Here is a 21,242-nt window from a genome sequence, read left to right on the forward strand (position 1 = left end):
CAACACCCAACAAATCACCTGCAAGCTAAACCCCGCATCCACCCCACGGAGCACCTCCCATGCCCCTGGCCCACCCCATCACCCCCCACCTGTGGTTCGACACCCAGGCGCGCGAAGCGGCCGAGTTCTACTGCCGCGTCTTCCCGGACGCGTCAATCGATTCCGTCACCACCCTGCATGACACGCCGTCCGGCGATTGCGACATCGTCTCGTTCACGCTCGCCGGCCAGCCCTTCATGGCCATCAGCGCCGGTCCGCTCTTCCCGCTGAATCCGTCGATCTCGTTCTTCGTGCACTTCGATCCTTCGCGCGATGCCGATGCGCGCGCGCACCTCGATGCGTTGTGGGCGCAGCTGGTCGACGGCGGGCAGGCGTTGATGGCGCTGGACGCGTATCCCTTCAGCGCGCGCTACGGCTGGGTGCAGGATCGCTTCGGCGTGTCGTGGCAGTTGATGCTCGTGGATGCGGCCGCGGCGCCCAGGCCGATGATCGTGCCGTCGCTGTTGTTCACCGGCGCTGCGTACGGCCAGGCGGAGGCGGCGGGCGCGTTCTATCGTTCGGTGTTCGACGTTTCGCAGGCCGGCCTGTTGATCCCGTATCCCGCCGGCATGGACCCGGACCGCGCGGGCACGGTGATGTATTCCGACTTCCGCCTGGGCGAGCGCAACTGGTTCGCCGCGATGGACAGCGGGCACGCGCACGGGTTCGGGTTCAACGAAGCGATTTCGTTCGTCGTTCCCTGCCGCGACCAGGCGGAGATCGATCGATATTGGGCGCAGCTGTCGAGCGTGCCGGAGGCCGAGCAGTGCGGCTGGTGCAAGGATCGCTTCGGCGTGTCGTGGCAGATCGTGCCGGCGTCGATGAACGCGATCATGGCATCGGGGGATCGCGCGGTGATCGATCGTGTGACGCAGGCGTTCCTGCCGATGTGCAAGTTGGATGTTGCGAAGATCGAAGCGGCGGCGCGGGGCAACTGAGACATGACGCCCGCTGCTCGCCATCCAGCGCTGCGGTGGAGCCTCGCAGTCGGCGCTGCAACGCTATCCGCAGGGCTGCTTTGGACGCCCCTGATGGGTGCCGGCGATTTGACGGTGGCGATCATCGGCACCCTGTCGGTCGTCGCGATGGCGATCGCCTTCCGGGCCGCGTTCGGCTTTCATATGCTGTCGCTGCTCGGCGCGGTGGTGGGCTTCTGTGTCGTGCTCACCGGCCAGGGCTGGCTGCAGTCGGGCTATCTCGACCCGCTGTACGTGGGCATCGGGCTGCCCATCGCGTTCCTGTACGCAATGTGCGTCGCGATCGTCGTCTTCTATTTTTCGCGGCCATCGCCGGTGCGGTCATAGCTGTCCGAGATGCGATGCCTGAAACGCGACAAGGCCGATTCCCGCGCACCGCTCAACAGCGCCAATCCGACCAGCACCATGAGGCCACCCGGCACCCATAGCCAAAGTGGATTCTCGAGATAGAAGTAGCCGGCCGCGCCGAGTGCCGCGCCAATCGCGAGCATCAAGAATCCGGCCAGTCCCATGCGCATGTGCGAGCCCTCCCGGGTCAGGCGCCCGGTTCCGGAAAGAGGATGTGGCCGAAGCCGGATGACCTTGCGTCACGAAAGGCTTCCCCGACAACGTCGTCGCGCGCGTCGAACTGCGCGTAGTCCGTGATGGTCTTGAGGCGCTCGGTCTCCAGGCTGGCCCAGCCGAGTGCGGCGAGGGATTTGCCCGCGATGTCCTCGGCCGTGGCGTCATCGTCGGCTTGGACAAACAGCAGGGCCCCGACCTTGGTGCCGGGTGGAAAGCGTGCATGCGCCGGGCCAGAGACGAGATTCGCGCGAATGCAGATCATGGGCCTCAGCCTATCCGATCGCGCGCCTTCCACGCAGCGGCCGCCCGGGCGACCAGCGCCAGCCGATCACGCTGGTCCTCGGTGAGCGGCGCGCGCTTCGCCGTGCGCAAGAACGCATCGAACATGTAACCCGAGCGAAAGAAATACGGCCGCACTTCCAAGGAAACAGACGGTTGCTTCCATCGTGTCCGGATCGCCCGCCAGCAGGCGGTCGAACGCGCCGTCGAGTCCGCCTGGAAACGCGAGTGCGTCATAGCGGGCGTGGAAGTCAGCACACGCGGACCGCCACGCGCTTTCCTGCTCCGCGCTCTCGCCGCGATGCGCGAATGTGTCCTTGATGCGCGCGTTCAGCCGGACAATCTCCTGCGCGTTGGCCTCGATCAGCGCCTTGAAACGGTCGGCAGCGCAGGGCATCCGTTCACCACCAGTCGCGGGATGCGTCGAGCTTATGCATCCCGTGTGTGGTCCCGCAAGCAAGGTGGCGTTCCCAGCGATCGGCGGGACGGGCCAAAAAAACGCGGAACATCAGCAAGCCGAAGGACTGCCGTCCGCCGCCGAAGTAATCCGATCGCGACCAATCAGCACCCATTGTGTGAGCGCGCCCGGCACCGAGCTGACGAACAGAAACACCCAAACGAATCCCGCCGTCGCGCCCGTGCTGGGCGGCGGGTCTGACCACCCGGACATCGCCCAGAACATCCACGCCGGGACCGGTAACGCCGCCAGTGCAGCAAACACCATGGGCGACGCGATCGACGGCGCACTCTGACCCAGGAGGTACTTGCCGAATGCCTGGAACCCAATCAGCGCCACGCAACTCAGCACCGACGCGAAGATCGCCATGAACGGCAAGCTGTGAATCAGCGCGTTATCCGGAGTCCCGTCGGCACTGAAATAGTCATACGTGCACAGCAGCCAGGCTTCCGAGGCGCACGGAATCACGAGTGCGGCCGCCAGCGCCTTGCCAGCATGCGTTCGTCTTTTCGTCATGGTGCCCATCAGGTGGAAGAGGGCGCCCAGGTTGCCCGCGCCATGTGCGCGGGCAATGTCGGAAACATGAAGTCAGGGTGAGCTGCTCCTATCGAAGCGCCAACGCCGTCAGTGACGCGACCGCATCCGCCCCAACACGATCGCCATCGCCGCCGCACCCAGCGACTGCACCAGCTGCGGATGCTTGGCGTAGAAGTCGCTCATCTGCTGCACGATGCCGGGGTTGGCTTGTTCGGCCTGCGTCGCGATCTGCTGCACCTGGTCGGTGGACAGTTGCGTCGCTTGTTCCGGGCTGGAAATGCCCGCCTGCGTCAGCGCCGGATGCGTGGCGCCGCCGCCCAACGCGCCGAGCAACGTACTCAGCATCCCGGTCTTCTGCTGGTTGTCCGCGTGGCCGAACAGCTGCGCGACCATCTGCGCGAACGGCGGGGTCTGGTCGGACTGGAACGCCGCGTTCATGCCCTGGCTGAGTTCGTCGGGCGAGGCGTTCTGCGCGATCTGCTGGAACTGGTCGCGCGCTTCCGGCGGCAACGGTGCGCCGCCCTGGCCGGTGATCTGCTGGAGCAGGCTTTCGATGGGGTTGCTCATGGGTCGTCCTCTGCACCGGGGGGTGCAAGCGGCCACAGCATTGACCCCGCATCGTTCAGATCGTGCGAATGCGCACCAGGCTTCGTCACTCAGCGGCACCGATAGTCACGAACTGCAACCCGCGTGCATGCATCCGGCGGCCCAAACCGCTCCCAGGCATCCACCCACCCGATGTTGCGCGCGAGTTCGGGAAATTCCGGCAGCTGCCGCATCGGGGCATCCTCCGGCGACCAGATGCGGAACACGATGCCGGCATCGTCCTGCGACACGCGCCCGCCGAACAACGCCAGCGCGCGCGAATACTGGTGCAATCGCATCAGCGAGACGACGGCCCACGCAGGCACGACGTCAGGTTTCGTCGCCAGGCAGTCGTCGATGATCTTCAGCGCGCGCGCCTGCGCATTGGCATCGCCGCCGATGGTGCCCGCCAGCAGCGTGTCGAAGTCCACCGGGCCCGCAGTGCCGCACGGCGTCGGATTCTGCTTCCACGTCGCCGCCACCAGTTGCCGCGCCGCAGCGACATCGCCGCGCGCGCGCATGACTTCCCCCAGGCCGGCCTTGGCGAACGACAGTCCGAGCGCATCGGACTGCGTGAACAACATCTCCGCCTTGTCCAGGTCGCCCGCATACATGGACTGCGAGGCACGCCAGTTGACCGCATTCGGCAACATCGGATCGATGGCGATCGCGCGGTCCAGCTCCGCGATGCCTTGCTTCGTGTAACCGGTGACGATGAACCATTGCCCCAGGTACATGTGCGCCGACGCGTCCTGCGGTTGCATCTGCACCGCGCGATCGAGATAAGTGCGTGCCTCGGTGAAGCGCCGTTCCATGCGCCACAGTTCCAGGCCCAGCGCGTACACCGGTTCGGCCAGCGTCGGGTCCATCGCCATGGCCGCACGCGCGTGTTGCTCGGCTTGCCGACCGCGATCCGGGTCACGGACGTTCACCGTCATCTGCGCCAGCGCCAGCCGTGCATGCGCGCGCGCGAATTTCGGATCCAGCGCGATGGCCTGCTCCAGCCACGCGATCGCCTCCTTCGCATGCGCGTAGTCACGCTTGTTCATGACGTCGGTGGCGCGCAGGTACAGCTGGTAGGCCTCGGGGCTGGTGGTCGATTCGGCCACCAACTGCGACTTCTGCTCCCCGATCAACGTCACCTGCAGTGCGTCCGCGATCGCATGCGCGATCTGGTCCTGCAACTTGAAGACATCCGACAGGTCGCCGTCGAACTGCTTCGACCACAGGTGCATGCCGTCCTTGCTGCGCACGAGTTGCGCGGTGATGCGCACGCGATTGCCCTGCGTGCGCACCGATCCCTCCAGCACATGCGCGACACCCAGCGCCTGGCCGATCGTGCGCAGGTCCACGTTGCGTCCCTTGTACGAGAACGACGACGTCCGCCCCGCGACGCGCAAGTCACGGATCTGCGCGAGCGCGTTGAGGATCTCCTCCGACATGCCGTCGGAGAAATATTCCTGGTCGTGCTTCGGGCTGAGGTCGGTGAAGGCGAGCACCGCGATCGACTTGTCGTCGACGATCGGCGCGGGCTTGGCGTCGACCACCGCTTGCCCCGGCCGCACGCTGGGCTGCCCGACGAAGTACCAGCCCACAGCCAGCGCCGCGAGCCCGAGCGCGACGGCGATGACGCGCTTGTTCCCCACCGGCGACGCATCCAGCCGCATGCCCTCGGGCGTGAGGTCGAGCACCCACGTCAGCACGAGGGCGATCGGGAAGCCGAGCAACGCCATGAGGATGAAGACGCGCAGCGCCCAAGGCGGGGCGTCGAACGCGGGGAGGACGATGCTAGCCGCCTGCACGGCCACCCATGCCGACACCAGGTAGACGGCGCCGACCTTGATGACCTTGCGCCGCTTCAGTTCGGCGAACAGATTGCCGCTCATGCGTCCGTTCGTCCCCGGTCCGTCCCTGTGGTTACGCCAGAGCCGGCCGGCAACGGCCATGGCGTGAGGATCGGCCCGACGGCACCGCGTTTTGCCCACCGGGACGATGCGGCGCGCCGCCGGCCAGTGACAGGCTTTCGCGCACTCGAAGCCGGAGGAGTGCCATGTCGGATGCCAACGATGCGATGGACCAGTTCGTCCTGAATTTCCACCAGTCCCTCGACGCCCTCGAGGCCGAATACGACGCCGCGATGGCCGACGCGAAGCGCGCGGGCCCGATGGTGACGTTCGAACGCGTGCATTCCATCCGCGAACGCGGGCGCGCGCTGGAGGACCAGTTGTATGCGCTGGCGTTGCGGATCAACGGCGGCGTGGGTGCGGCGGCATTTGCACCGGACATGGAAAAGCGCGCCGCGGATGCGCGCTTCGTGTCGAAGGTGCGGCGCCTGGTGCGGGCGATGGTGGGGGATTCGGCGCGGGGGACGCGGCAGTAAGGGTGTGCGTGACGCCTGCTACGCCGTACGTTCGGCCAGCAACCACGCCACCGCCTGCACCCGGTCATCGAACTGCCGGAACACGAATCCACCCTGCGTCAGCACTTCATTCGTCTGCACCTGCACGTCGGTCGGCGCATTGACCAACGCCACGCGCGCATCGGTGGTGAATGCCAGCCGCCCCATGCGCGCGCCGAATTCCGCGACGGCCTTCGGCTCCGGCGTCGCGATCGGCCACGCCGACGTGTAATTGATCAGCAAGCGCCGGAACCCACCGGCCGGCGTCATCCGCCCCAGCGCATCGATCGTGCCGATGCGGAAGTCGTAGCTGACTTCGCCCGCGTAGCGCACTTCGATGATGTCGCTGTTCGGCAGGTACTTGATCGTACGACTGCGCGCGGGCGGCAACGCGCCCGTGTCCTGTTCGTCCATGCTGGCGACCCCCTGGTCCCGCCCCCCCTGAGGGCGTGGACGGGAGTATGCCCCCTCGGTCGGTCAGGCGCCCGTGACTGCGTCCCACGCGCGCGCATCCAGCGCTTCCAGCGTACGCAGCCGCATGTCGGCGATGGCGTAGCGCGGATCTGCGGCCTGCGCCGCCTCCGGCACGGCGATGCAGCGCATGCCCGCCGCCTTCGCCGCGATCACGCCGTTCACCGAATCCTCGAAGACCACGCAGTCGCCGGGCACGATGCCCAACATCCGCGCCGCGCTGAGGAACACCGCGGGATCCGGTTTCCCGCGCGCTTCCGATTCCGCCGAATGCACGACGTCGAACAACGCGGCGATCCCGAGCCTTTGCAACGCCGCGTGGATGATCGCGTCGGACGTCGCCGATGCGATCGCCAAACCTTCGACGCGTGATCGCGCGAAGCGCACCGCGTCGACCGCACCCGGCAATGCTTTCGCACGCGACGCCACGCGTTCGGCCACCAACGTGCCGAGGCGTTGCGCGATCTCGTCGCGCGTGGGGCCTTCCCAAGGTTGGTACTGCCACCAGTGCGCAACGACTTCATCCAACCGGAAGCCTTGCGTACTCGCCCCCATCTCCGGCGTCAGCTTGATACCGACCGACCCGAACACCTCGCACTCGGTCTCGAACCAGATCGCCTCCGAGTCGATGAGCAGTCCGTCCAGGTCGAAGATGGCGGCTCGCAGCATTTGCGCTCCCCGTTGCATGACTTTCCGAGAATTATTCCTACGCCGATCGCGCCCGACGCAGCATGCTCCCTACGTTACAACGGGTGTCCGCAAGGCAAGGGGAGCCGCGTGCCCGACACCGTCAAGGTCACCTGCATCAACACGCGCGAGTTCGGCAGCGCCGACGGGCGCATCTCGCATGTCGGCGGCTGGGGGTGGAAGTTCACCCAGGAAGAAACCATCGACCACATCGAGACCGGGCGCCTGCGCTGCTACATCAACGTGCTCGGCGAGGACGTCTGGATCGTGGTGGCCACGCGCAACGGGCGGAAATACCTGCGGACCGAGATCGACGACGAGGACTCCAACGCGCTCCTCAACCTGCCGGAGTGCCCCGCGTAGGCCAAGCGGCTGTCCGATCCCCGGGCCCGCCGCCGTTGCGTGAGGAACACCCCTCCCGCCAAGGCCCGCCCCATGTCCACGTCCATCGCCCGCCTGTCCGCCGCGCTGCTCGCCTGCGCCTTGCTCCCGGCCGGCGCGTGCATGGCGCAGCAGGCCACGCCCATGTCCGCCAAGCCGGCCGAGGCACCCGCCGCAGCCGCCGCGCCCGCGGCCGCACCGGCGCCGCCAACCGCCGCCAGTCGCTTCGCCATCCTCGACGCCAATCACGACGGCGTGCTCAGCCAGTACGAATACGACAGCGACGCGGTGCTCGAAGCGCTCGACACCAACCACGACGATCTGATTTCCGCCGACGAGTTCCAGGTGTTCCTGGGCGACAAGGCGCAGGGCGCGCCGGATGCGGCCTACCGCATCAGCATCGCGGACACCGATGGCGACGGGAAGTTATCGGACGCCGAGCTGCGCCGCGGCCTGAAGATCCGCTTCGACTGGCTCGACGCCAACAAGGACGGCAACGTGGACCTGGACGAACTGAAGGCAGGCTTCGGCGTACCGATGCTGCATTAAGCGGCGGGTTCGTCGGGCGCACCGATCTCGAGCGTGTGCGTCCAGCCCGGCAGCCCCACCTTCGCCAGGTATTTCACGAGCGCTTCGACGCCGTAATACGTGACCTTGCCGTTGGGCTGCATGTACGCCAGCGCGGACTGGTCCACCTTCAGGCCGTTCGCGCGCGCCTGCTTCGTCAGCTTCTGCAGCAGCAGCCCATTGTCGGCGTTGGTGTTGGAATCGGCGTGCGCATCGAACACCACGTAGTCGATCCAGCCGCCTTCCGTATTCTTGTCGCGCAGGTGCGCGAAGTTCACTTTCATGGTCGTGATCCTCCCGGAGGCGGCTAGCTTAATGCCGCGTGGCCGGTATCTGGGGCGCGCGCCACATCTTGAGTGCAACGACGACACCGACGAACGCGAACACCAGGCCCAGCGCGATGCTGGAGGTCAGCGTCCGTGCGCCGGCATGCAGGTCGTAGCCGATCATGATCGCGCCGATCACCAGGAAGTACATCGGGGTGAGCGACCGCAGCGAGCGCTGTGTCCCTTGCATCCGTTGGCAGTGGAGCCACAACGCGTGCGCATCGCTGACCTCCGCTTCATGCGATCCGCGGCAGGCAAGCCCGAATCCGAGATCGGCCGCGCACGCCGGGCACAGGCCCTTCGCGCAATGCTTGCATAGGCCGATGGCGGCCGTGCCGGCGTGTTGGAAGCAGTCCATCGCAGTTCCTCGATCCCGTGATCCGTCTCGTCGGCGGCTAGCCTAACGCCCGGCGCCGCGCTGCGCATGGCTCGGTACAGGGGCCGGGCGTAAAGTAGCGCCGTCGCGATCCCCCAGGAACTTGACGTTGCGAACTCCCAACGGCGGCCCCGCCCAACCCGCGCGTCGCCGCTTCGTGCAAGGCCTGGCCGCCGGCGGCGCCGTGGCCGGCCTCGGCCTGTGGCCACGCGCGAGTTACGCGCTGCAAGGCGCGGGCCTGCCTTCCGTCCTGTCCGGCACGCAGTTCGACCTGTCGATCGGCGAAACGCCGATGAACTTCACCGGCCGCACGCGCACGGCGATCACCGTCAACGGATCGTTGCCCGCGCCGCTGCTGCGCTGGCGCGAAGGCACCACGGTGGACTTGCGCGTGTCGAACGCGCTGCCGATGCATTCCGTGCATGGCCACGAGACCTCGATCCACTGGCACGGCATCCTGCTGCCCGCCAACATGGACGGCGTGCCGGGCATCAGCTTCGACGGCATCCATCGCGGCGAGACGTACGCGTATCGCTTCGACGTGAAGCAATCCGGCACGTACTGGTACCACAGCCATTCGGCGTACCAGGAACAGGTGGGGCTGTACGGCCCGCTGATCATCGATCCGATCGAACCCGCACCGTTCGCATTCGACCGCGATTACGTGGTGATGCTGACGGACTGGACGGACCTGGATCCGGCGGCGTTGTTCGCGCGCCTCAAGAAGATGCCGGGCTACGACAACTACTACAAGCGCACGCTCGGCGACTTCATGCGCGATGCGCGCCGCGATGGCCTCGCGGAAACCATCGAAGACCGCAAGCTCTGGGGCGCGATGCGCATGACGCCCACCGACCTCGCCGACGTCAACGCGAACACCTACACCTACCTGTTGAACGGCACCACGTCGCTCGGCAACTGGACGGGCCTGTTCCGTTCCGGCGAGAAGGTGCGCCTGCGTTTCATCAACGGCGCATCGATGACGTACTTCGACGTGCGCATCCCCGGCTTGAAGATGACGGTGGTCGCCGCCGATGGCCAGTACGTGCACCCGGTGACGGTCGACGAATTCCGCATCGCGACCGCGGAAACCTTCGACGTGATCGTGGAGCCCAGCGGGCAGGACGCGTTCACCATCTTCGCGCAGGACATGGGCCGCACCGGTTACGTCAGCGGCACGCTCGCCGTGCGCGAAGGCTTGCGCGCGCCGGTGCCGGCGGTGGAGGCACGGCAGATCCTGTCGATGGCGGACATGGGGCACGGTGCGGCGGCGCACGACATGGCCGGCATGGACATGGCCGGCATGGACCACGCCGCGATGGGCCACGCCGCGATGGGCCACGCAATGCCTGCCGCGCAACACCATCCCGCCAGCGAATCGCACAACCCGTTCGTCGACATGCAGGCGGCTTCGCCGACGCCGAAGCTCGACGACCCCGGCATCGGCCTGCGCGACAACGGCCGCACGGTGCTCACGTATTCGATGCTGCGCAGCGTGTTCGACGATCCAGACGGCCGCGATCCCGGCCGCGACATCGAGCTGCACCTCACCGGCCACATGGAACGCTTCACGTGGGGCTTCAACGGGCAGAAGTTCTCGCAGGCGGAACCGCTGCGGTTCAACTACGGCGAACGCCTGCGCATCGTGTTGGTCAACGACACGATGATGACGCACCCGATCCACCTGCACGGCATGTGGAGCGACCTGGAAGACGCCGACGGCAACTTCCACGTGCGCAAGCACACCATCGACATGCCGCCCGGCAGCAGGCGCAGCTATCGCGTTCGCGCCGATGCGCTCGGTGGCTGGGCATATCACTGCCACCTGCTGTTCCACATGGAAGCCGGGATGATGCGCGAAGTGCGGGTGGACGAATGAAGCGGCTCGCGCTGGCGCTCCTGTGTTGCGTCGCGCTCGATGCGATGGCGCAGGACCATTCGCATCACATGATGCCGATGCCGATGCCTGCACCCACGACGGGCGAGCAACCGAAGACGCCGATCCCCGCATTGACGGACGCCGATCGCGCCGCGGCCAAACCGCCGATGGCCGACCACCCGGAGCATGACAACGCGATCCAGTCCTTCGTCCAGTTCAACCGCCTCGAAGGCTTCGACGGCGGCCTCGAATGGCAAGGCCAGGCGTGGATCGGCACCGACACCGACAAGCTCTGGCTGCGCAGCGAAGGCGAGCGCATCGACGAACGCACCGAAGCCGCCGACCTGGAAGTGCTGTACGGCAAGCCGATCGCGCGCTGGTGGGATCTCGTCGCGGGCGTGCGCCACGATTTCAAACCCGGCGCGTCGCAGGATTGGGCCGCCATCGGCGTCACGGGCACCACGCCGTACAAGATCGAACTGGAAGCGACGGCGTACATCGGCGCCTCCGGCCGCACCGCCGCGCGCATCGAAGCCGAATACGAAGCGCTGCTCACCAATCGCCTCATCCTGCAGCCGCTCGTCGAACTCAACCTCAACGGCAAGGACGATCCCGCGCGCCATGTGGGCGCGGGGTTGAGCACCGCCGAAGCCGGCCTGCGGTTGCGTTACGAAGTGACGCGCCAGTTCGCGCCGTACATCGGCGTGGTGTACGAGCGCGCGTTCGGCGACACTGCGGACCTGCGGCACGACGCAAGCGATACGCGCGTGGTCGCAGGGTTCCGGATCTGGTTCTGACTGACGAGACTTCCCCCATGTCCCGTTCGCGACTCGCAATGCTGCTGTTGCTCCTGGCCACCACCGCCAATGCCGCGGCGCCCCTGCGAAATACCGGCGACGCCGCACACGTGTTCGCCTACACGCCGAAGCCCGGCATGGACGCGCAGTTCGACGCCGGCTACCAGAAGCACCTCGCGTGGCATCGCACGCACAACGATCCGCTCGTCTGGTACGGCTGGACGATCACGCACGGCCCGCGCATGGGGATGTTCATCGACGGCACATTCGGCGCGCCGTTCTCCGCGTTCGACCATCGCGTCGCGCCCGCCGACGATGCGAAGGATGCGGACCGCACGTTCATGGCGTTCGGCGAGCCCGCGTTCCGCGCCGTGTATCGCGTGCGTCGCGACCTCAGCACCGGCACGCCGCTCGAACAGTGGCAACCCACCGCGATGGTGGAAGTGCACGTGTACAAGTTGAAGCTGGGCAAGGCCGCGCAGTTCGAACAAATCGTCAAGCGCATGCGCGCCACCGTGGAAGCCACGGGCGGGCAGGGCACGCACACGTGGTACGAAGGCGTGGGCGGCACCGCGTCGCCGGAATTCATGCTGATGGTTGCGCGCAACGATTGGGCAAGTTACGAGAACGCACCCGGCGACCTCGAACGCGTGATGGCAAGCGTCGACGACGCCACCACGCGCCGCGAGTTGCTTGCCGCATATGCCGCGTGCGTGGACAGCGTGACCAGCGAAATCTGGCGGTATCGCCCGGAGATGAGCCTGATCCCCGCGGCCACCCCCTGACGAGGGCTGTCACATCCCGGGCGCGTATGATCCTGCGATGCCCACCCCAGCTCCCACGGCGCTCGTCGCCGACGACAACCTCGATGCTGGGCAAACACTGGCGGCCTTGCTCGAATTGCTGGGGCATCGCGTCGCATTGGCGCGCGACGGGCAGCAGGCCCTCGACCTGGCGATGGAACTGCATCCGGGCGTGGTCTTCCTCGACATCGGCATGCCGGAGCTGGACGGGTGGGAAGTGTGCCGCCAGATCCGTGCGACCGACTGGGGTGCGAAGGCCTGGATCGTTGCGGTGTCCGGTTACGGCCAGGACAGCGATCGCGAGAAGTCGCACGCCGTCGGCTTTGACAAGCACTGCACCAAGCCGCTGCAGATCAAGACCGTGCAGGAACTGCTCGAGCGCACGCCGATCGCGTTGTAGCGCATCAGATTTCCACCGGCGCGCCCAGCTCCACCAGGCGCGTGCTCGGGATGCGGAAGAAGTCCGTCGCAGGCGCCGCGTTGCGATGCATCGCGCCGAACAGCTTGTCGCGCCACAAGGCCATGCCCCCGCGCGGACGCGCGACGATGGTTTCGCGGCTGGCGAAGTACGTCGTCTCCATCGGATCGAAGCACAGCTCGCCCTGGTCGCCCGCGCGCATCAAGGCCAGCGGGACGTCGGGCGATTCCATGAAGCCGTAGCGCACGGTCGCGCGGTAGAAATCGTCGGCGATCGGTTCGATGCTCAGGCGCGTCGCATCGGACAGGTAGGGCACCGCGCTCGTCTCCACCGTCAGCAGCACGTTGCGCGCGTGCAGCACCTTGTTGTGCTTGAGGTTATGCAGCAGCGCCTTCGGCACGATGCCGTGCTGCGCGGTGAGGAACACGGCGGTGCCTTCCACGCGCGTCGGCGGCGCCAGCATCAGGCCGGGCAGGAACGTATCGAGGCGCAGGCCGTCCTTCAGGATCTCCGCCTGCAACAGCTGGCGCCCACGGCCCCACGTGCGCAACAGGATGAACACACCGACGCCCAGCGCGATCGGGAACCACGCGCCATCCATGAACTTCGCCAGGTTGGCCGACAGGAACGCCACGTCCACCAGCACGAACAGCGTCGCCAGCGGCCAGAACACCATCGGCGGCAAGGTCCGGCGCTGGCGCATCGCCACGATGAACAACACGCTCGTGATCAGCATCGTGCCGACGACGGACACGCCGTAGGCCGTCGCAAGCGCCGTCGAGCTGCCGAAGCCCACGACGGTCGCGATCGTGCCGATCATCAACACCCAGTTGATCGTCGGGATGTAGATCTGCCCGATCGTCGCCTGCGACGTGTGCTTGATGTGCATGCGCGGCAGGTAGCCCAGCTGGATCGCCTGGCGCGCCGCGGAGTAACCGCCGCTGATGACGGCCTGCGAAGCGATGACGGTCGCCGCCGTCGCGAGCGCGATCATCGGATACAGCGCCCACGCCGGCACGCCGAGATAGAAGGGATTGTCGATGGCCTTCGGGTTCGCGAGCAGCAGCGCGCCCTGGCCGAGGTAGTTGAGCGTGAGCGCCGGCAGCACCAGCACGTTCCAGGCCACCTGGATCGGCCGCCGTCCGAAGTGCCCCATGTCTGCGTACAAGGCTTCGCCGCCCGTCACCGCCAGCACCACTGCGCCGAGGATGAAAATCCCGTGCCAGCCGTGGTCGAGGAAGAAGCGCAGGCCCCACCACGGATTCAGCGCATGCAGCACTTCCGGGTTGCCGACGATGTTGTGGATGCCCAGCACCGCGATCGCGGCGAACCACACCACGATCACCGGTCCGAACGCCTTGCCCACGCGATCGGTGCCGAAGCGCTGCGTGGCGAACAACACCACCAGCACGCCGATCGTCAGCGGCAACACCATGTGTTCGAGCGTGGGGGCCGCCACTTCCAGGCCTTCCACCGCCGACAACACCGAGATCGCCGGGGTCAGCACGCCGTCGCCGAAGAACAACGCCGCGCCGAACACGCCCAGCAAGCCGACGATGTACGCACCACGCGAACCGCCCGGCATCGTGCGTTGCGCGAGCGACGTCAGCGCCATGATCCCGCCTTCGCCCGCGTTGTCCGCGCGCATGATCACCGCGACGTACTTCACCGTGATGATCACCATCAACGTCCAGAACACCAGCGACAACACGCCGAGCACGGTGGCCGCATCCGGCGTGAGCCCGTAGTGCGGGGTGAAGGCTTCCTTGATCGTGTACAGCGGACTGGTGCCGATGTCGCCGAACACGACGCCGATCGCGCCGAGCATCAGGGTGCGGAAGCTGGCGGACGGCGCGTGCGGTTGCGGCACGGCGATGGGAGCGGTGGTGGCGGACATGGCGGGTTCCAATCAGAACGTGGCTTGCAATGCGGCTTCGATGCGCGGGCCGGCGGCGTTGTCGCCGAAGATCCGTTTCGCGTTGCTGTCGGTGGTGTGCGCGGTGAAACGCAGGGAAAGCGGGCCGGCGAGGGCGAACACCGCGCTCAGTTGCGCGTGCGTGTAATCGCGTTGTTGCAGGAAGTAGTGGCCGACGGCGAGTTCGAGATTCAGGCGATCGTTCACCGGTAGGCGACCACCGACCAACGCATAGAGTCCCGCATCATCGCCGCCGAGTGCTTCGCGCGAGTAGCCGAGCGAGAGCCACGCGCGATCGCGGAACATCAGAGTGCCGTTCGCCTCGGTCCAGTCCAGGTCGATGCGGGTCGACGGATACACGTAACGCAGCAGGTTCACGTCGACGGACCAATCGTCCGACAGCGCCGTGCCCCAGCCGACGGTCGCGTCGAACTCGGTGCTCGCATCCGCCGCCGGACCGTAATCGACGTTCGTGCCCCAGAGCGAGGCGTACACGCCTGATGCGCCTGCCACTTTCACGCCCGCCTGCACCGCCGGCTCGCCACGCGTCTGCGTTGTGCCGCGCCAGACGTAGTCGGAGGTCAGCGCCGCCGAACCGGTGATGTCGGCCGCCCGCGCATCGACCGCCAGGCCGAGGCAGGCGAGGGCACACCAGGTCCACATCCGTTGCATCGCGATCATCCAACGCGCGGCCCCATCGGCCACGGCCAAATTCTCGTCACCGGGCGCGCAAAGCCTCCATTCCCGGCACCGGCCCGTTGCGTAAATTCGGCGTAAATTCCAGCCCCGCGCGAATCGCGCACAATGCGCGCATGCGTCCCGCCCTGCCGATCGCCGCCAACGCGTCGCCCGCCGCCGGCTACGTGCTTGCCTTCGTTGCGACCGCCGTTGCGGTCATCGTGGCCGCCGCCGCCGAACGCTGGCTCGGCCTCGCCGATCTGTCGCTCGTCTTCATGCTCGCGGTGCTCGTGGTCGCGGTGCGCACGCACACCGGGCCCGCGTTGCTGACGGCGGTGTTGTGCTTCCTCGCGTTCAACTTCTTCTTCATCGAACCGCGCTACTCGTTCTACATCCACGCGCGGCATGGGGTGGCGACGGTCGCGTTGTTCCTCGCAGCGGCGTTGATCGCGGGGCGTCTCGCGTCGCAACTCGCGATGCAGGTGCAGGCACTGCGCATCGCCAACCTGCATGCGAACGCGCGGCAGGCGTTGGCGGGGAAGTTGTCGGTGGCGACGGATGCCTCCGGTGTGGTCGATGCCGCCGAGAGCGTCTTCCGCGAAGGCCTCGGCGCGGATGCGTGGGTGCGATTGGGCGACGACTGCGCGACCGACCAGGGCGGCGGTGTGGAAGAACACGGCTGGTGGTTCCTGCCGTTGCGCGCGCCGAGCGGCCCGTTGGGCGTGATCGGCCTGAAGCTGCCGCCGTCCTCGACGCGCCTGGACGCGATGCAGCAGATGACCGCCAAGGCGATGGCCGGCGACATCTCGCAGGCGCTGCAACGCACGCGCCTGGCCGGCGAACTCGAAACCACGCGCATGGCGAATGAAACCGAACGCCTGCGGTCCGCGTTGCTGTCGTCGGTGTCGCACGACCTTCGAACGCCACTCGCGTCGATCATCGGCGCCGCCGGCAGCCTGGAGAATTACGGCGACGCGATGAACGACGCCGACCGCCGCAGCCTGCTGGACGCCATCCGTACCGAAGGCGAGCGCCTCGACCGCTACATCCAGAACCTGCTCGACATGACGCGCCTCGGCCACGGCGAGCTGGTGTTGCATCGCGACTGGATCGGCGTGGATGAGCTGGTGGGCGCAGCGGTCGGACGACTGCAGCGGCAACATCCCGCTGCACGTTTCGTCGCACGCGTCCCGCAGGAGATGGAACCGCTCTGGGTGCACCCGGCGCTCATCGAGCAAGCGCTGTTCAACGTGCTCGAGAATGCGGTGAAGTTTTCACCACCCGATGCGCCGGTCGAAATCGACGCGCACGCCATCGGCAACGCCGTGCAACTCGACATCACCGACCACGGCCCCGGCATCCCGGAAGACGAACGCGCCCGCATCTTCGACCGCTTCTACAGCGTCGCGCGCGGCGATCGCGGCCGCGGCGGTACGGGCCTCGGCCTCGCGATCTGCCGCGGCATGATCGGCGCGCATGGCGGCGAGGTGGAAGCGTTGCCTGCGCCGAGCGGCCGCGGCACCACCATCCGCATCACGCTCCCGCGCATCGAGCCCACGCCATGACCACCGCGCGCCTGCTGGTCATCGACGACGAACCGCAGATCCGCAAGTTCCTCGACATCGGCCTGCGCGCGCAGGGCTACCAGGTGCTGCTGGCCGAAACGGGGCAGGGCGGCCTCGACCTGCTGGCGACGCAAGGCGCCGACCTCGTGATCCTGGACCTCGGCCTGCCCGATCGCGACGGCCACGAAGTGCTGCGCGCGTTGCGCGAATGGTCGAACGTGCCCGTGATCGTGCTGACCGTGCGCAGCGACGAAACCGGCAAGGTCGCCGCCCTCGACGCCGGCGCCAACGATTACGTGACCAAACCCTTCGGCGTGCAGGAACTGATGGCGCGCGTCCGGGCGTTGCTCCGCGCACACGCCGCACCGGCAGACACACCGCCGGTGCACGACGACGGCCGCTTGCGCGTGGACCTCGCGCGGCGCGAAGTCACGCTGGACGGCAACCCGATCGTCCTCGCCCGCAAGGAATACGCCTTGCTCGCCCTGCTGGTGCAGAACGCGGGCCGCGTGGTGACGCAGCCCCAGCTGCTGCGCGAACTGTGGGGACCCACGCACGACCAGGACACGCACTACCTGCGGATCCTCGTGGCCAAACTGCGGCAGAAGCTCGGCGACGATGCCGCCGCGCCGAAATGGATCGCCACCGAACCGGGCGTCGGCTTGCGGTTCCTGTCGCAATAATTTGCGTCGCGCACGTTGTACGCTGCACGCACGCCATGGGGATGGCGCGCATCGCATTCAGGGGGATCCATGCAACACACCAACTCGCATCGCCGCGCACGTACCATCGTGCTCGCGTCCTTACTGCTGCTTGCAAGTGGGCAGGTGTTCGCGAAGGACGTCTTCGCCACCTTCGGCGACACGTGCATCGCCAGCGGCACCAGCTACGACAAGGCCGCCGAAGCGGTGAAGGCGCGCAACGCCGTCGCAATGCCCGCCGACCCCAACGCCGGCTACCACGCCAGCAAGACCTGGCTGGTCGAAGGCACCCCGCAGGTGTTGATCACCCTCAACGAGCGCGGCTACTGCGCCGTGATGGCCGACGGCGCGGAAGCGGCCGAGCTGGAAGCGCACCTCGCCGCGTTCATGGCGCAGATGCAGCAGACCAGGCCCGCGACGCAGCGGCAGGACAAACCGATGTTCGACGGCGAACAGGTGCTGGACGCGTGGGAGATCGACTGGTCGCCGGAACTGGCAATGCGCGTGCGGTTGTCGAAGGCGTCGGCCGATGGCGTGGAAGGGGTGATGTTGTCGCGGGCGTTCGTGGCGAAGTAGGGGCGCGGGTCGCGTTGCGCCTCCGGTAACGCGCCTAGCCCTTTCGCACGCGGCCGATTCCCGCGCCGGCCAGCAGCAGCGTGATCCCTGCGAGCGCAGTCAGCAGCGCGTAGACATACGGCAACGACGTGAGCGCGAGACCGAACGCGGCCAGGTCCAGGCCAGGCCGGTCCACACCAACGCAACGGCCACGGTCTGCATGCGACGGTCCACGCGCGCCTCCCTCAGAAGCTTTCGTTGTACGCCTTCAACTCCGCCGTCCGCTTCTCCGCGCGATCCTGCATGCACGCGAAGTACATCGCCGTGCGGATCGTGCCGCCGCTGTGCACCGTGAAGATCGCATCGCAGTCCGCCTCGCGGAACTTGACCCACAGGCGTTGCGCGACGATGAGCTGCTCACGCGCGCGCGCCATCTCGGGGTAGTCCTCCGCGTCCGCCTTCAGGCCGGCAAGCAGCGATTGGTAAGCGGCGTTCAACGCCTTGTCGGCCCGCTCGACGCCCTGGCGACCGCATTCGTTGATGTCCTGCGTGTTCCCCGACTCGCACACATCGCCCGCAATCGCCGGCGCAGCGACGGCGAACAACGCGAAGGCAGCGAAGCGTTTCAGCATGGCGGGCGCTCGAAGGAATCCCCGGCCGGATCGTCCGCGACGGCCGGCAGGGGGTCAAGGCGGCGGACCGGCGCGCCCTTCACGGCCGAACCGACGGTGTCGACCCGCGCACACCCCCGGGTCGCGCAACGCGGCTATCCTTCGGCCAGCAGGGGTATGGATGGAGCAGGGCAATGCGACGTAGCCGTCGACAGAGGCAGAGGCAAGCGCGTTCGCGCCGGATCCTGGTGATCGCGGTGCTGGTGATCCTCGCGCTGGTGGGCGCGTGGCTGTACATGCGCGGCAGGCACGCCGAGCCCGCAACGGGCGCGACCGGCGTGGCCCCGGCGGTGACCTCGGTGATCACGATCCCCGTGCCGGCCAGTGCGCCCGCGACGGACGTGGCACCCGCGACGACCGTGCAACCCGCACCAGCGACGACGACGGTGCCGTTGGGGAGCGTGGAGAGCCCGGAAGCGCGGGAAGCCTCGTGGCTCGCCTCGCGGAAGGAAGCGATCCGGATCCAGGGCGAGTTGCGCGCCAAGCAGAATGCGGAGAAGGCGGCGAAGGCCTCGCCGAGCAACGACATCCGGTGCGTGGATGGGCAGCGGATGAAGCGGGTTCAGAATGGGTGGGTGCAGGATGGGACTTGCTGATCTAGCCGTTTTCCTCGGTTAGCAATGGAATCCCAAGGTTTTTGAGAAGATCAAAAACGCCGTCGTAGTGCTTTGGCGGTCTCGTCTTGTCTTGGTCGGAGCCGGTGGGGATGACAATCACCATGCCCTGGCGAGCACGAGTCAGCAGTACGCGATATGCGTTCAGAAGGTAGCGACGCCGCGATTCGTCGTTCACCTTCTTCCAGCTGCTTCCTGAGAATTTGTGAAATCCCCAAGACCCGCCTTCCGCTCGAAGGTCTGCATCCCAAACGACGCAGGCCCAATCGAGCTCAAGACCTTGCACTTGAAATTCTGTTGCAGGGTCTTCCATGTAGTACGAGGACCGAACGTCCTCGTGACCTTGAAGAAACCACTGCACCGGATCGGTCTTCACTCGAACATCAACGCCAAGCGGGCGAAGGCGCTGTGCGCCTGAGGACACCACCATACCGAAGCGCTCGCTTCCCCTCGCGCGCGTTCGAACCCAGTGCTTTGCAGCGGCGAGATCACGCGTTAGCCGAATCGGATAGGTCGCCAGGACACTTTTGAGCGAGTGTTTAGCCTGCTCGAGCCGCAGATCTAAGAGGTCGTTCACGAAGCTCGAAACATGCTCAGATCGAAATGATCGAACTGAGGTCGCTAGATGCAGTGCAGGATCGTAGCGAAGTACAACTTTTCCCTCGAGAGCGGAGATCGCTTCCGACTCAACCGCTCCGGCATTGGCCAATTCAGGTGATAGATGAACTACCCAATTTGGGAATTGAGTTGACACCGCAGACAGCCATTCCCGAATGCCGGCTTCTCCCCTATTAATCTCCTGACCATTTCCGACCAGGCAAACAACAACAGCCCAGTTGTGACGATCCATGCAGGAGATCAGAAACGCTGGCTCCGACTGGTTGAAGTCTGGCTCGCCCTTTTTCGTGCGCATAAACGCGGACGTTTGCGGAAGGTCCCAAGCACGCTGGGCTTCGTCAAAAAGTGCCACGTGGTTCGCGGCGGGCCCTTGTCCGCTAGGTACTCATCTCGGAAATGGTGGACGTTTTGGACAAACGTTTTGACCTTTCGCGCGGCCTCACCTTTTGTGACTTTGGATCCCCGTTCGCTGGCGCGTTTAACTTCGTCGTGTGTTAGCGCGGCCTGGAGGACTGCTACCAAAGGGCCGTTTCCGGAAAGAAAGACGCTGTGAGAGTGATCGGTGCCGTCGGATTGCTTCGTGGCCACATCTAGGCCCACCAGCGTTTTTCCAGCTCCAGGCACGCCAGTTACAAAGCAAATGACCTTTTCTCTCTTGGCTCTGGCAGCGTCGATGATCTGCATGACGCATGCCGTCGTAGCAGACAGGTTTTCTGCACCGGCATCGCTCCGGGTAATCTCGGCGACGTCGTGATTCAAGTACAGGTGTCGAGCTGCCTCAATGATCGTCGGCGTTGGTTGGTATCGACCGACTTCCCAGTCACCAGGTTCGATCTTGTTTCCCGACGTGAGGCGTAGTCCCATCTCCAGGGCTTCGCGCAAGGTCGACCCGGCGCAACCGATAGGAGGTACCACGCCGTCTTCCACAGATGGATGCTCAAGTTGCCGAATGGCGCTGGACTCAGTCGCTACTAGGACCGGCACGATAGGTAGGAGATGGCTCGCGCTGTGGAAGTACTTCAGGTCCAGCGCGTAGTCCCACACCTGATTAATTGCTGCGCGATCGAAGGCTGTCGCGCCGACCTTGAACTCGATAACAAACAACGCGTGATCGAGAACCAGAATGGTGTCGACACGCTTGCCCAGTCGAGGGATGTCATATTCCAAATAGACGGATCCGCGACCCCTAAAGCCGGCTAGCTCTCGTTGCAGGGCGACAATCTGTCCGGTCCACGCGCCGCGATCGAGCAATGTCACATCCGCCGAGCTTCTCTCGACGAGAGCGCCCAAAATGGTGCGCGGATCGGCGATCAAGAAGTCCTCGATGGAAGCGCTGTACGCCCATCGCACGCGGCGATGGGCCGTGATCGGCAGATCCATGCGA

General features: G+C 66.3%; 28 protein-coding genes and 1 pseudogene. 13 read left to right on the forward strand and 16 right to left on the reverse strand.

Annotated features, from left to right (window positions below):
• The first annotated feature begins 59 nt into the window (after positions 1-59).
• Both LYSHEL_RS07550 and LYSHEL_RS07555 read left to right on the forward strand, forming a co-directional pair.
• The gene (locus LYSHEL_RS07550; RefSeq protein ID WP_213437259.1) at positions 60-977 is read left to right on the forward strand and encodes a VOC family protein; all 918 of its coding nucleotides are present in this window, start codon (positions 60-62) and stop codon (positions 975-977) included.
• A gap of 93 nt (positions 978-1,070) precedes the next feature.
• Entirely contained in the window at positions 1,071-1,343 is a 273-nt protein-coding gene (locus tag LYSHEL_RS07555) for a hypothetical protein (RefSeq protein ID WP_213437261.1), read from the forward strand.
• Here LYSHEL_RS07555 and LYSHEL_RS07560 read toward each other — a convergent pair.
• The 6 genes from LYSHEL_RS07560 to LYSHEL_RS07585 all read right to left on the reverse strand — a co-directional run bounded on the left by LYSHEL_RS07560 (position 1,310) and on the right by LYSHEL_RS07585 (position 5,324).
• Positions 1,310-1,534: a hypothetical protein gene (locus LYSHEL_RS07560; protein ID WP_213437263.1), complete on the reverse strand. Its 225-nt coding sequence runs from the start codon at positions 1,532-1,534 to the stop codon at positions 1,310-1,312. The genes LYSHEL_RS07555 and LYSHEL_RS07560 overlap by 34 nt on opposite strands.
• Positions 1,535-1,551: 17 nt before the next feature.
• Entirely contained in the window at positions 1,552-1,842 is a 291-nt protein-coding gene (locus tag LYSHEL_RS07565; protein ID WP_213437265.1) for a hypothetical protein, read from the reverse strand.
• A gap of 66 nt (positions 1,843-1,908) precedes the next feature.
• Positions 1,909-2,256 carry a hypothetical protein gene (locus LYSHEL_RS07570; RefSeq protein WP_213437267.1) on the reverse strand — a complete coding sequence of 116 codons (348 nt, stop codon included), beginning with the start codon at positions 2,254-2,256 and terminating at the stop codon, positions 1,909-1,911.
• 111 nt (positions 2,257-2,367) lie between these two features.
• The gene (locus LYSHEL_RS07575; RefSeq protein ID WP_213437269.1) at positions 2,368-2,841 is read right to left on the reverse strand and encodes a hypothetical protein; all 474 of its coding nucleotides are present in this window, start codon (positions 2,839-2,841) and stop codon (positions 2,368-2,370) included.
• 99 nt (positions 2,842-2,940) lie between these two features.
• Entirely contained in the window at positions 2,941-3,420 is a 480-nt protein-coding gene (locus LYSHEL_RS07580) for a hypothetical protein (RefSeq protein WP_213437271.1), read from the reverse strand.
• 89 nt (positions 3,421-3,509) lie between these two features.
• Positions 3,510-5,324, reverse strand: a complete 1,815-nt coding sequence (locus tag LYSHEL_RS07585; protein ID WP_213437273.1) for a hypothetical protein — start codon at positions 5,322-5,324, stop codon at positions 3,510-3,512.
• Positions 5,325-5,488: 164 nt separating this feature from the next.
• On the opposite strand from LYSHEL_RS07585, the gene LYSHEL_RS07590 reads away from it, so the two are divergent.
• On the forward strand, positions 5,489-5,818 hold the full coding sequence (locus LYSHEL_RS07590; protein WP_213437275.1) for a hypothetical protein: 330 nt from the start codon (positions 5,489-5,491) through the stop codon (positions 5,816-5,818).
• An 18-nt stretch (positions 5,819-5,836) separates the two neighbouring features.
• Here LYSHEL_RS07590 and LYSHEL_RS07595 read toward each other — a convergent pair whose 3' ends face one another.
• Positions 5,837-6,250 (reverse strand): hypothetical protein, encoded by a 414-nt coding sequence (locus LYSHEL_RS07595; protein WP_213437277.1) that lies wholly within the window; start codon positions 6,248-6,250, stop codon positions 5,837-5,839.
• A 63-nt stretch (positions 6,251-6,313) separates the two neighbouring features.
• On the reverse strand, positions 6,314-6,976 hold the full coding sequence (gene hxpB, locus LYSHEL_RS07600; protein ID WP_213437279.1) for a hexitol phosphatase HxpB: 663 nt from the start codon (positions 6,974-6,976) through the stop codon (positions 6,314-6,316).
• A 108-nt stretch (positions 6,977-7,084) separates the two neighbouring features.
• Here hxpB and LYSHEL_RS07605 point away from each other — a divergent pair, with 108 nt between their 5' ends.
• Both LYSHEL_RS07605 and LYSHEL_RS07610 read left to right on the forward strand, forming a co-directional pair.
• Complete coding sequence (locus LYSHEL_RS07605) at positions 7,085-7,357, forward strand: DUF3892 domain-containing protein (RefSeq protein WP_213437281.1); 273 nt, start codon at positions 7,085-7,087, stop codon at positions 7,355-7,357.
• Between the two features lie 72 nt (positions 7,358-7,429).
• Positions 7,430-7,924 (forward strand): EF-hand domain-containing protein, encoded by a 495-nt coding sequence (locus LYSHEL_RS07610; protein ID WP_213437702.1) that lies wholly within the window; start codon positions 7,430-7,432, stop codon positions 7,922-7,924.
• Here LYSHEL_RS07610 and LYSHEL_RS07615 read toward each other — a convergent pair.
• A complete protein-coding gene (locus tag LYSHEL_RS07615) occupies positions 7,921-8,226 on the reverse strand; it encodes a hypothetical protein (protein WP_213437283.1) in 306 nt (101 codons plus the stop codon). The two genes, LYSHEL_RS07610 and LYSHEL_RS07615, sit on opposite strands and share 4 nt — an antisense overlap.
• 28 nt (positions 8,227-8,254) lie before the next feature.
• A complete protein-coding gene (locus tag LYSHEL_RS07620; protein ID WP_213437285.1) occupies positions 8,255-8,626 on the reverse strand; it encodes a hypothetical protein in 372 nt (123 codons plus the stop codon).
• Between the two features lie 121 nt (positions 8,627-8,747).
• Here LYSHEL_RS07620 and LYSHEL_RS07625 point away from each other — a divergent pair, with 121 nt between their 5' ends.
• From LYSHEL_RS07625 to LYSHEL_RS07640, 4 genes are read left to right on the forward strand one after another with little or no spacing between them, the layout of a single operon-like run.
• Complete coding sequence (locus tag LYSHEL_RS07625) at positions 8,748-10,523, forward strand: copper resistance system multicopper oxidase (RefSeq protein WP_407075169.1); 1,776 nt, start codon at positions 8,748-8,750, stop codon at positions 10,521-10,523.
• A complete protein-coding gene (locus LYSHEL_RS07630; protein WP_213437287.1) occupies positions 10,520-11,320 on the forward strand; it encodes a copper resistance protein B in 801 nt (266 codons plus the stop codon). The genes LYSHEL_RS07625 and LYSHEL_RS07630 overlap by 4 nt, the downstream gene beginning before the upstream one ends.
• Before the next feature lie 17 nt (positions 11,321-11,337).
• Positions 11,338-12,105: a hypothetical protein gene (locus LYSHEL_RS07635; RefSeq protein ID WP_213437289.1), complete on the forward strand. Its 768-nt coding sequence runs from the start codon at positions 11,338-11,340 to the stop codon at positions 12,103-12,105.
• Between the two features lie 37 nt (positions 12,106-12,142).
• A complete protein-coding gene (locus tag LYSHEL_RS07640) occupies positions 12,143-12,523 on the forward strand; it encodes a response regulator (RefSeq protein ID WP_213437291.1) in 381 nt (126 codons plus the stop codon).
• 4 nt (positions 12,524-12,527) lie between these two features.
• On the opposite strand, the gene LYSHEL_RS07645 is transcribed toward LYSHEL_RS07640, so the two are convergent.
• Complete coding sequence (locus LYSHEL_RS07645) at positions 12,528-14,438, reverse strand: potassium transporter Kup (RefSeq protein ID WP_213437293.1); 1,911 nt, start codon at positions 14,436-14,438, stop codon at positions 12,528-12,530.
• A 12-nt stretch (positions 14,439-14,450) separates the two neighbouring features.
• Positions 14,451-15,161 (reverse strand): TorF family putative porin, encoded by a 711-nt coding sequence (locus tag LYSHEL_RS07650; RefSeq protein WP_244858705.1) that lies wholly within the window; start codon positions 15,159-15,161, stop codon positions 14,451-14,453.
• Positions 15,162-15,319: 158 nt separating this feature from the next.
• Between LYSHEL_RS07650 and LYSHEL_RS07655 the strand changes: the two are divergent.
• The 3 genes and pseudogenes from LYSHEL_RS07655 to LYSHEL_RS07665 all read left to right on the forward strand — a co-directional run.
• Positions 15,320-16,699 (forward strand): annotated as a pseudogene (locus LYSHEL_RS07655) (sensor histidine kinase); the annotation flags it as partial.
• Positions 16,696-17,382 (forward strand): response regulator, encoded by a 687-nt coding sequence (locus tag LYSHEL_RS07660; RefSeq protein WP_213437299.1) that lies wholly within the window; start codon positions 16,696-16,698, stop codon positions 17,380-17,382. The pseudogene LYSHEL_RS07655 and the gene LYSHEL_RS07660, both read left to right, overlap by 4 nt.
• A gap of 69 nt (positions 17,383-17,451) precedes the next feature.
• A complete protein-coding gene (locus tag LYSHEL_RS07665; RefSeq protein WP_213437301.1) occupies positions 17,452-17,976 on the forward strand; it encodes an NMCC_0638 family (lipo)protein in 525 nt (174 codons plus the stop codon).
• Positions 17,977-18,010: 34 nt separating this feature from the next.
• Here the strand turns inward: LYSHEL_RS07665 and LYSHEL_RS07670 are convergent, their stop codons facing one another.
• Together LYSHEL_RS07670 and LYSHEL_RS07675 are read right to left on the reverse strand one after the other, a co-directional pair.
• Positions 18,011-18,151 carry a hypothetical protein gene (locus LYSHEL_RS07670; protein WP_213437303.1) on the reverse strand — a complete coding sequence of 47 codons (141 nt, stop codon included), beginning with the start codon at positions 18,149-18,151 and terminating at the stop codon, positions 18,011-18,013.
• A gap of 49 nt (positions 18,152-18,200) precedes the next feature.
• Entirely contained in the window at positions 18,201-18,587 is a 387-nt protein-coding gene (locus LYSHEL_RS07675) for a lysozyme inhibitor LprI family protein (protein ID WP_213437305.1), read from the reverse strand.
• A gap of 227 nt (positions 18,588-18,814) precedes the next feature.
• Here LYSHEL_RS07675 and LYSHEL_RS07680 point away from each other — a divergent pair, with 227 nt between their 5' ends.
• The gene (locus tag LYSHEL_RS07680) at positions 18,815-19,222 is read left to right on the forward strand and encodes a hypothetical protein (RefSeq protein ID WP_213437306.1); all 408 of its coding nucleotides are present in this window, start codon (positions 18,815-18,817) and stop codon (positions 19,220-19,222) included.
• A gap of 1 nt (position 19,223) precedes the next feature.
• On the opposite strand, the gene LYSHEL_RS07685 is transcribed toward LYSHEL_RS07680, so the two are convergent.
• On the reverse strand, positions 19,224-20,210 hold the full coding sequence (locus LYSHEL_RS07685) for a DNA/RNA helicase domain-containing protein (RefSeq protein WP_213437308.1): 987 nt from the start codon (positions 20,208-20,210) through the stop codon (positions 19,224-19,226).
• Complete coding sequence (locus LYSHEL_RS16100; RefSeq protein WP_213437310.1) at positions 20,099-21,238, reverse strand: DNA/RNA helicase domain-containing protein; 1,140 nt, start codon at positions 21,236-21,238, stop codon at positions 20,099-20,101. Before LYSHEL_RS16100 ends, LYSHEL_RS07685 begins: the two co-directional genes overlap by 112 nt.
• Positions 21,239-21,242 lie beyond the last annotated feature (4 nt).

It is taken from the genome of Lysobacter helvus (genome assembly GCF_018406645.1).
In the GTDB taxonomy this organism is placed as follows: domain Bacteria; phylum Pseudomonadota; class Gammaproteobacteria; order Xanthomonadales; family Xanthomonadaceae; genus Noviluteimonas; species Noviluteimonas caseinilytica.

Excerpts from the sequence above, each read along its gene's own strand:
- LYSHEL_RS07550 (WP_213437259.1), top strand. The coding sequence starts at position 60 with ATGCCCCTGGCCCACCCCATCACCCCCCACCTGTGGTTCGACACCCAG.
- LYSHEL_RS07555 (WP_213437261.1), top strand. The coding sequence starts at position 1,071 with ATGGGTGCCGGCGATTTGACGGTGGCGATCATCGGCACCCTGTCGGTC.
- LYSHEL_RS07560 (WP_213437263.1), bottom strand. The coding sequence starts at position 1,534 with ATGCGCATGGGACTGGCCGGATTCTTGATGCTCGCGATTGGCGCGGCA.
- LYSHEL_RS07565 (WP_213437265.1), bottom strand. The coding sequence starts at position 1,842 with ATGATCTGCATTCGCGCGAATCTCGTCTCTGGCCCGGCGCATGCACGC.
- LYSHEL_RS07570 (WP_213437267.1), bottom strand. The coding sequence starts at position 2,256 with ATGCCCTGCGCTGCCGACCGTTTCAAGGCGCTGATCGAGGCCAACGCG.
- LYSHEL_RS07575 (WP_213437269.1), bottom strand. The coding sequence starts at position 2,841 with ATGGGCACCATGACGAAAAGACGAACGCATGCTGGCAAGGCGCTGGCG.
- LYSHEL_RS07580 (WP_213437271.1), bottom strand. The coding sequence starts at position 3,420 with ATGAGCAACCCCATCGAAAGCCTGCTCCAGCAGATCACCGGCCAGGGC.
- LYSHEL_RS07585 (WP_213437273.1), bottom strand. The coding sequence starts at position 5,324 with ATGAGCGGCAATCTGTTCGCCGAACTGAAGCGGCGCAAGGTCATCAAG.
- LYSHEL_RS07590 (WP_213437275.1), top strand. The coding sequence starts at position 5,489 with ATGTCGGATGCCAACGATGCGATGGACCAGTTCGTCCTGAATTTCCAC.
- LYSHEL_RS07595 (WP_213437277.1), bottom strand. The coding sequence starts at position 6,250 with ATGGACGAACAGGACACGGGCGCGTTGCCGCCCGCGCGCAGTCGTACG.
- hxpB (WP_213437279.1), bottom strand. The coding sequence starts at position 6,976 with ATGCTGCGAGCCGCCATCTTCGACCTGGACGGACTGCTCATCGACTCG.
- LYSHEL_RS07610 (WP_213437702.1), top strand. The coding sequence starts at position 7,430 with ATGTCCACGTCCATCGCCCGCCTGTCCGCCGCGCTGCTCGCCTGCGCC.
- LYSHEL_RS07615 (WP_213437283.1), bottom strand. The coding sequence starts at position 8,226 with ATGAAAGTGAACTTCGCGCACCTGCGCGACAAGAATACGGAAGGCGGC.
- LYSHEL_RS07620 (WP_213437285.1), bottom strand. The coding sequence starts at position 8,626 with ATGGACTGCTTCCAACACGCCGGCACGGCCGCCATCGGCCTATGCAAG.
- LYSHEL_RS07630 (WP_213437287.1), top strand. The coding sequence starts at position 10,520 with ATGAAGCGGCTCGCGCTGGCGCTCCTGTGTTGCGTCGCGCTCGATGCG.
- LYSHEL_RS07635 (WP_213437289.1), top strand. The coding sequence starts at position 11,338 with ATGTCCCGTTCGCGACTCGCAATGCTGCTGTTGCTCCTGGCCACCACC.
- LYSHEL_RS07640 (WP_213437291.1), top strand. The coding sequence starts at position 12,143 with ATGCCCACCCCAGCTCCCACGGCGCTCGTCGCCGACGACAACCTCGAT.
- LYSHEL_RS07645 (WP_213437293.1), bottom strand. The coding sequence starts at position 14,438 with ATGTCCGCCACCACCGCTCCCATCGCCGTGCCGCAACCGCACGCGCCG.
- LYSHEL_RS07660 (WP_213437299.1), top strand. The coding sequence starts at position 16,696 with ATGACCACCGCGCGCCTGCTGGTCATCGACGACGAACCGCAGATCCGC.
- LYSHEL_RS07665 (WP_213437301.1), top strand. The coding sequence starts at position 17,452 with ATGCAACACACCAACTCGCATCGCCGCGCACGTACCATCGTGCTCGCG.
- LYSHEL_RS07675 (WP_213437305.1), bottom strand. The coding sequence starts at position 18,587 with ATGCTGAAACGCTTCGCTGCCTTCGCGTTGTTCGCCGTCGCTGCGCCG.
- LYSHEL_RS16100 (WP_213437310.1), bottom strand. The coding sequence starts at position 21,238 with ATGGATCTGCCGATCACGGCCCATCGCCGCGTGCGATGGGCGTACAGC.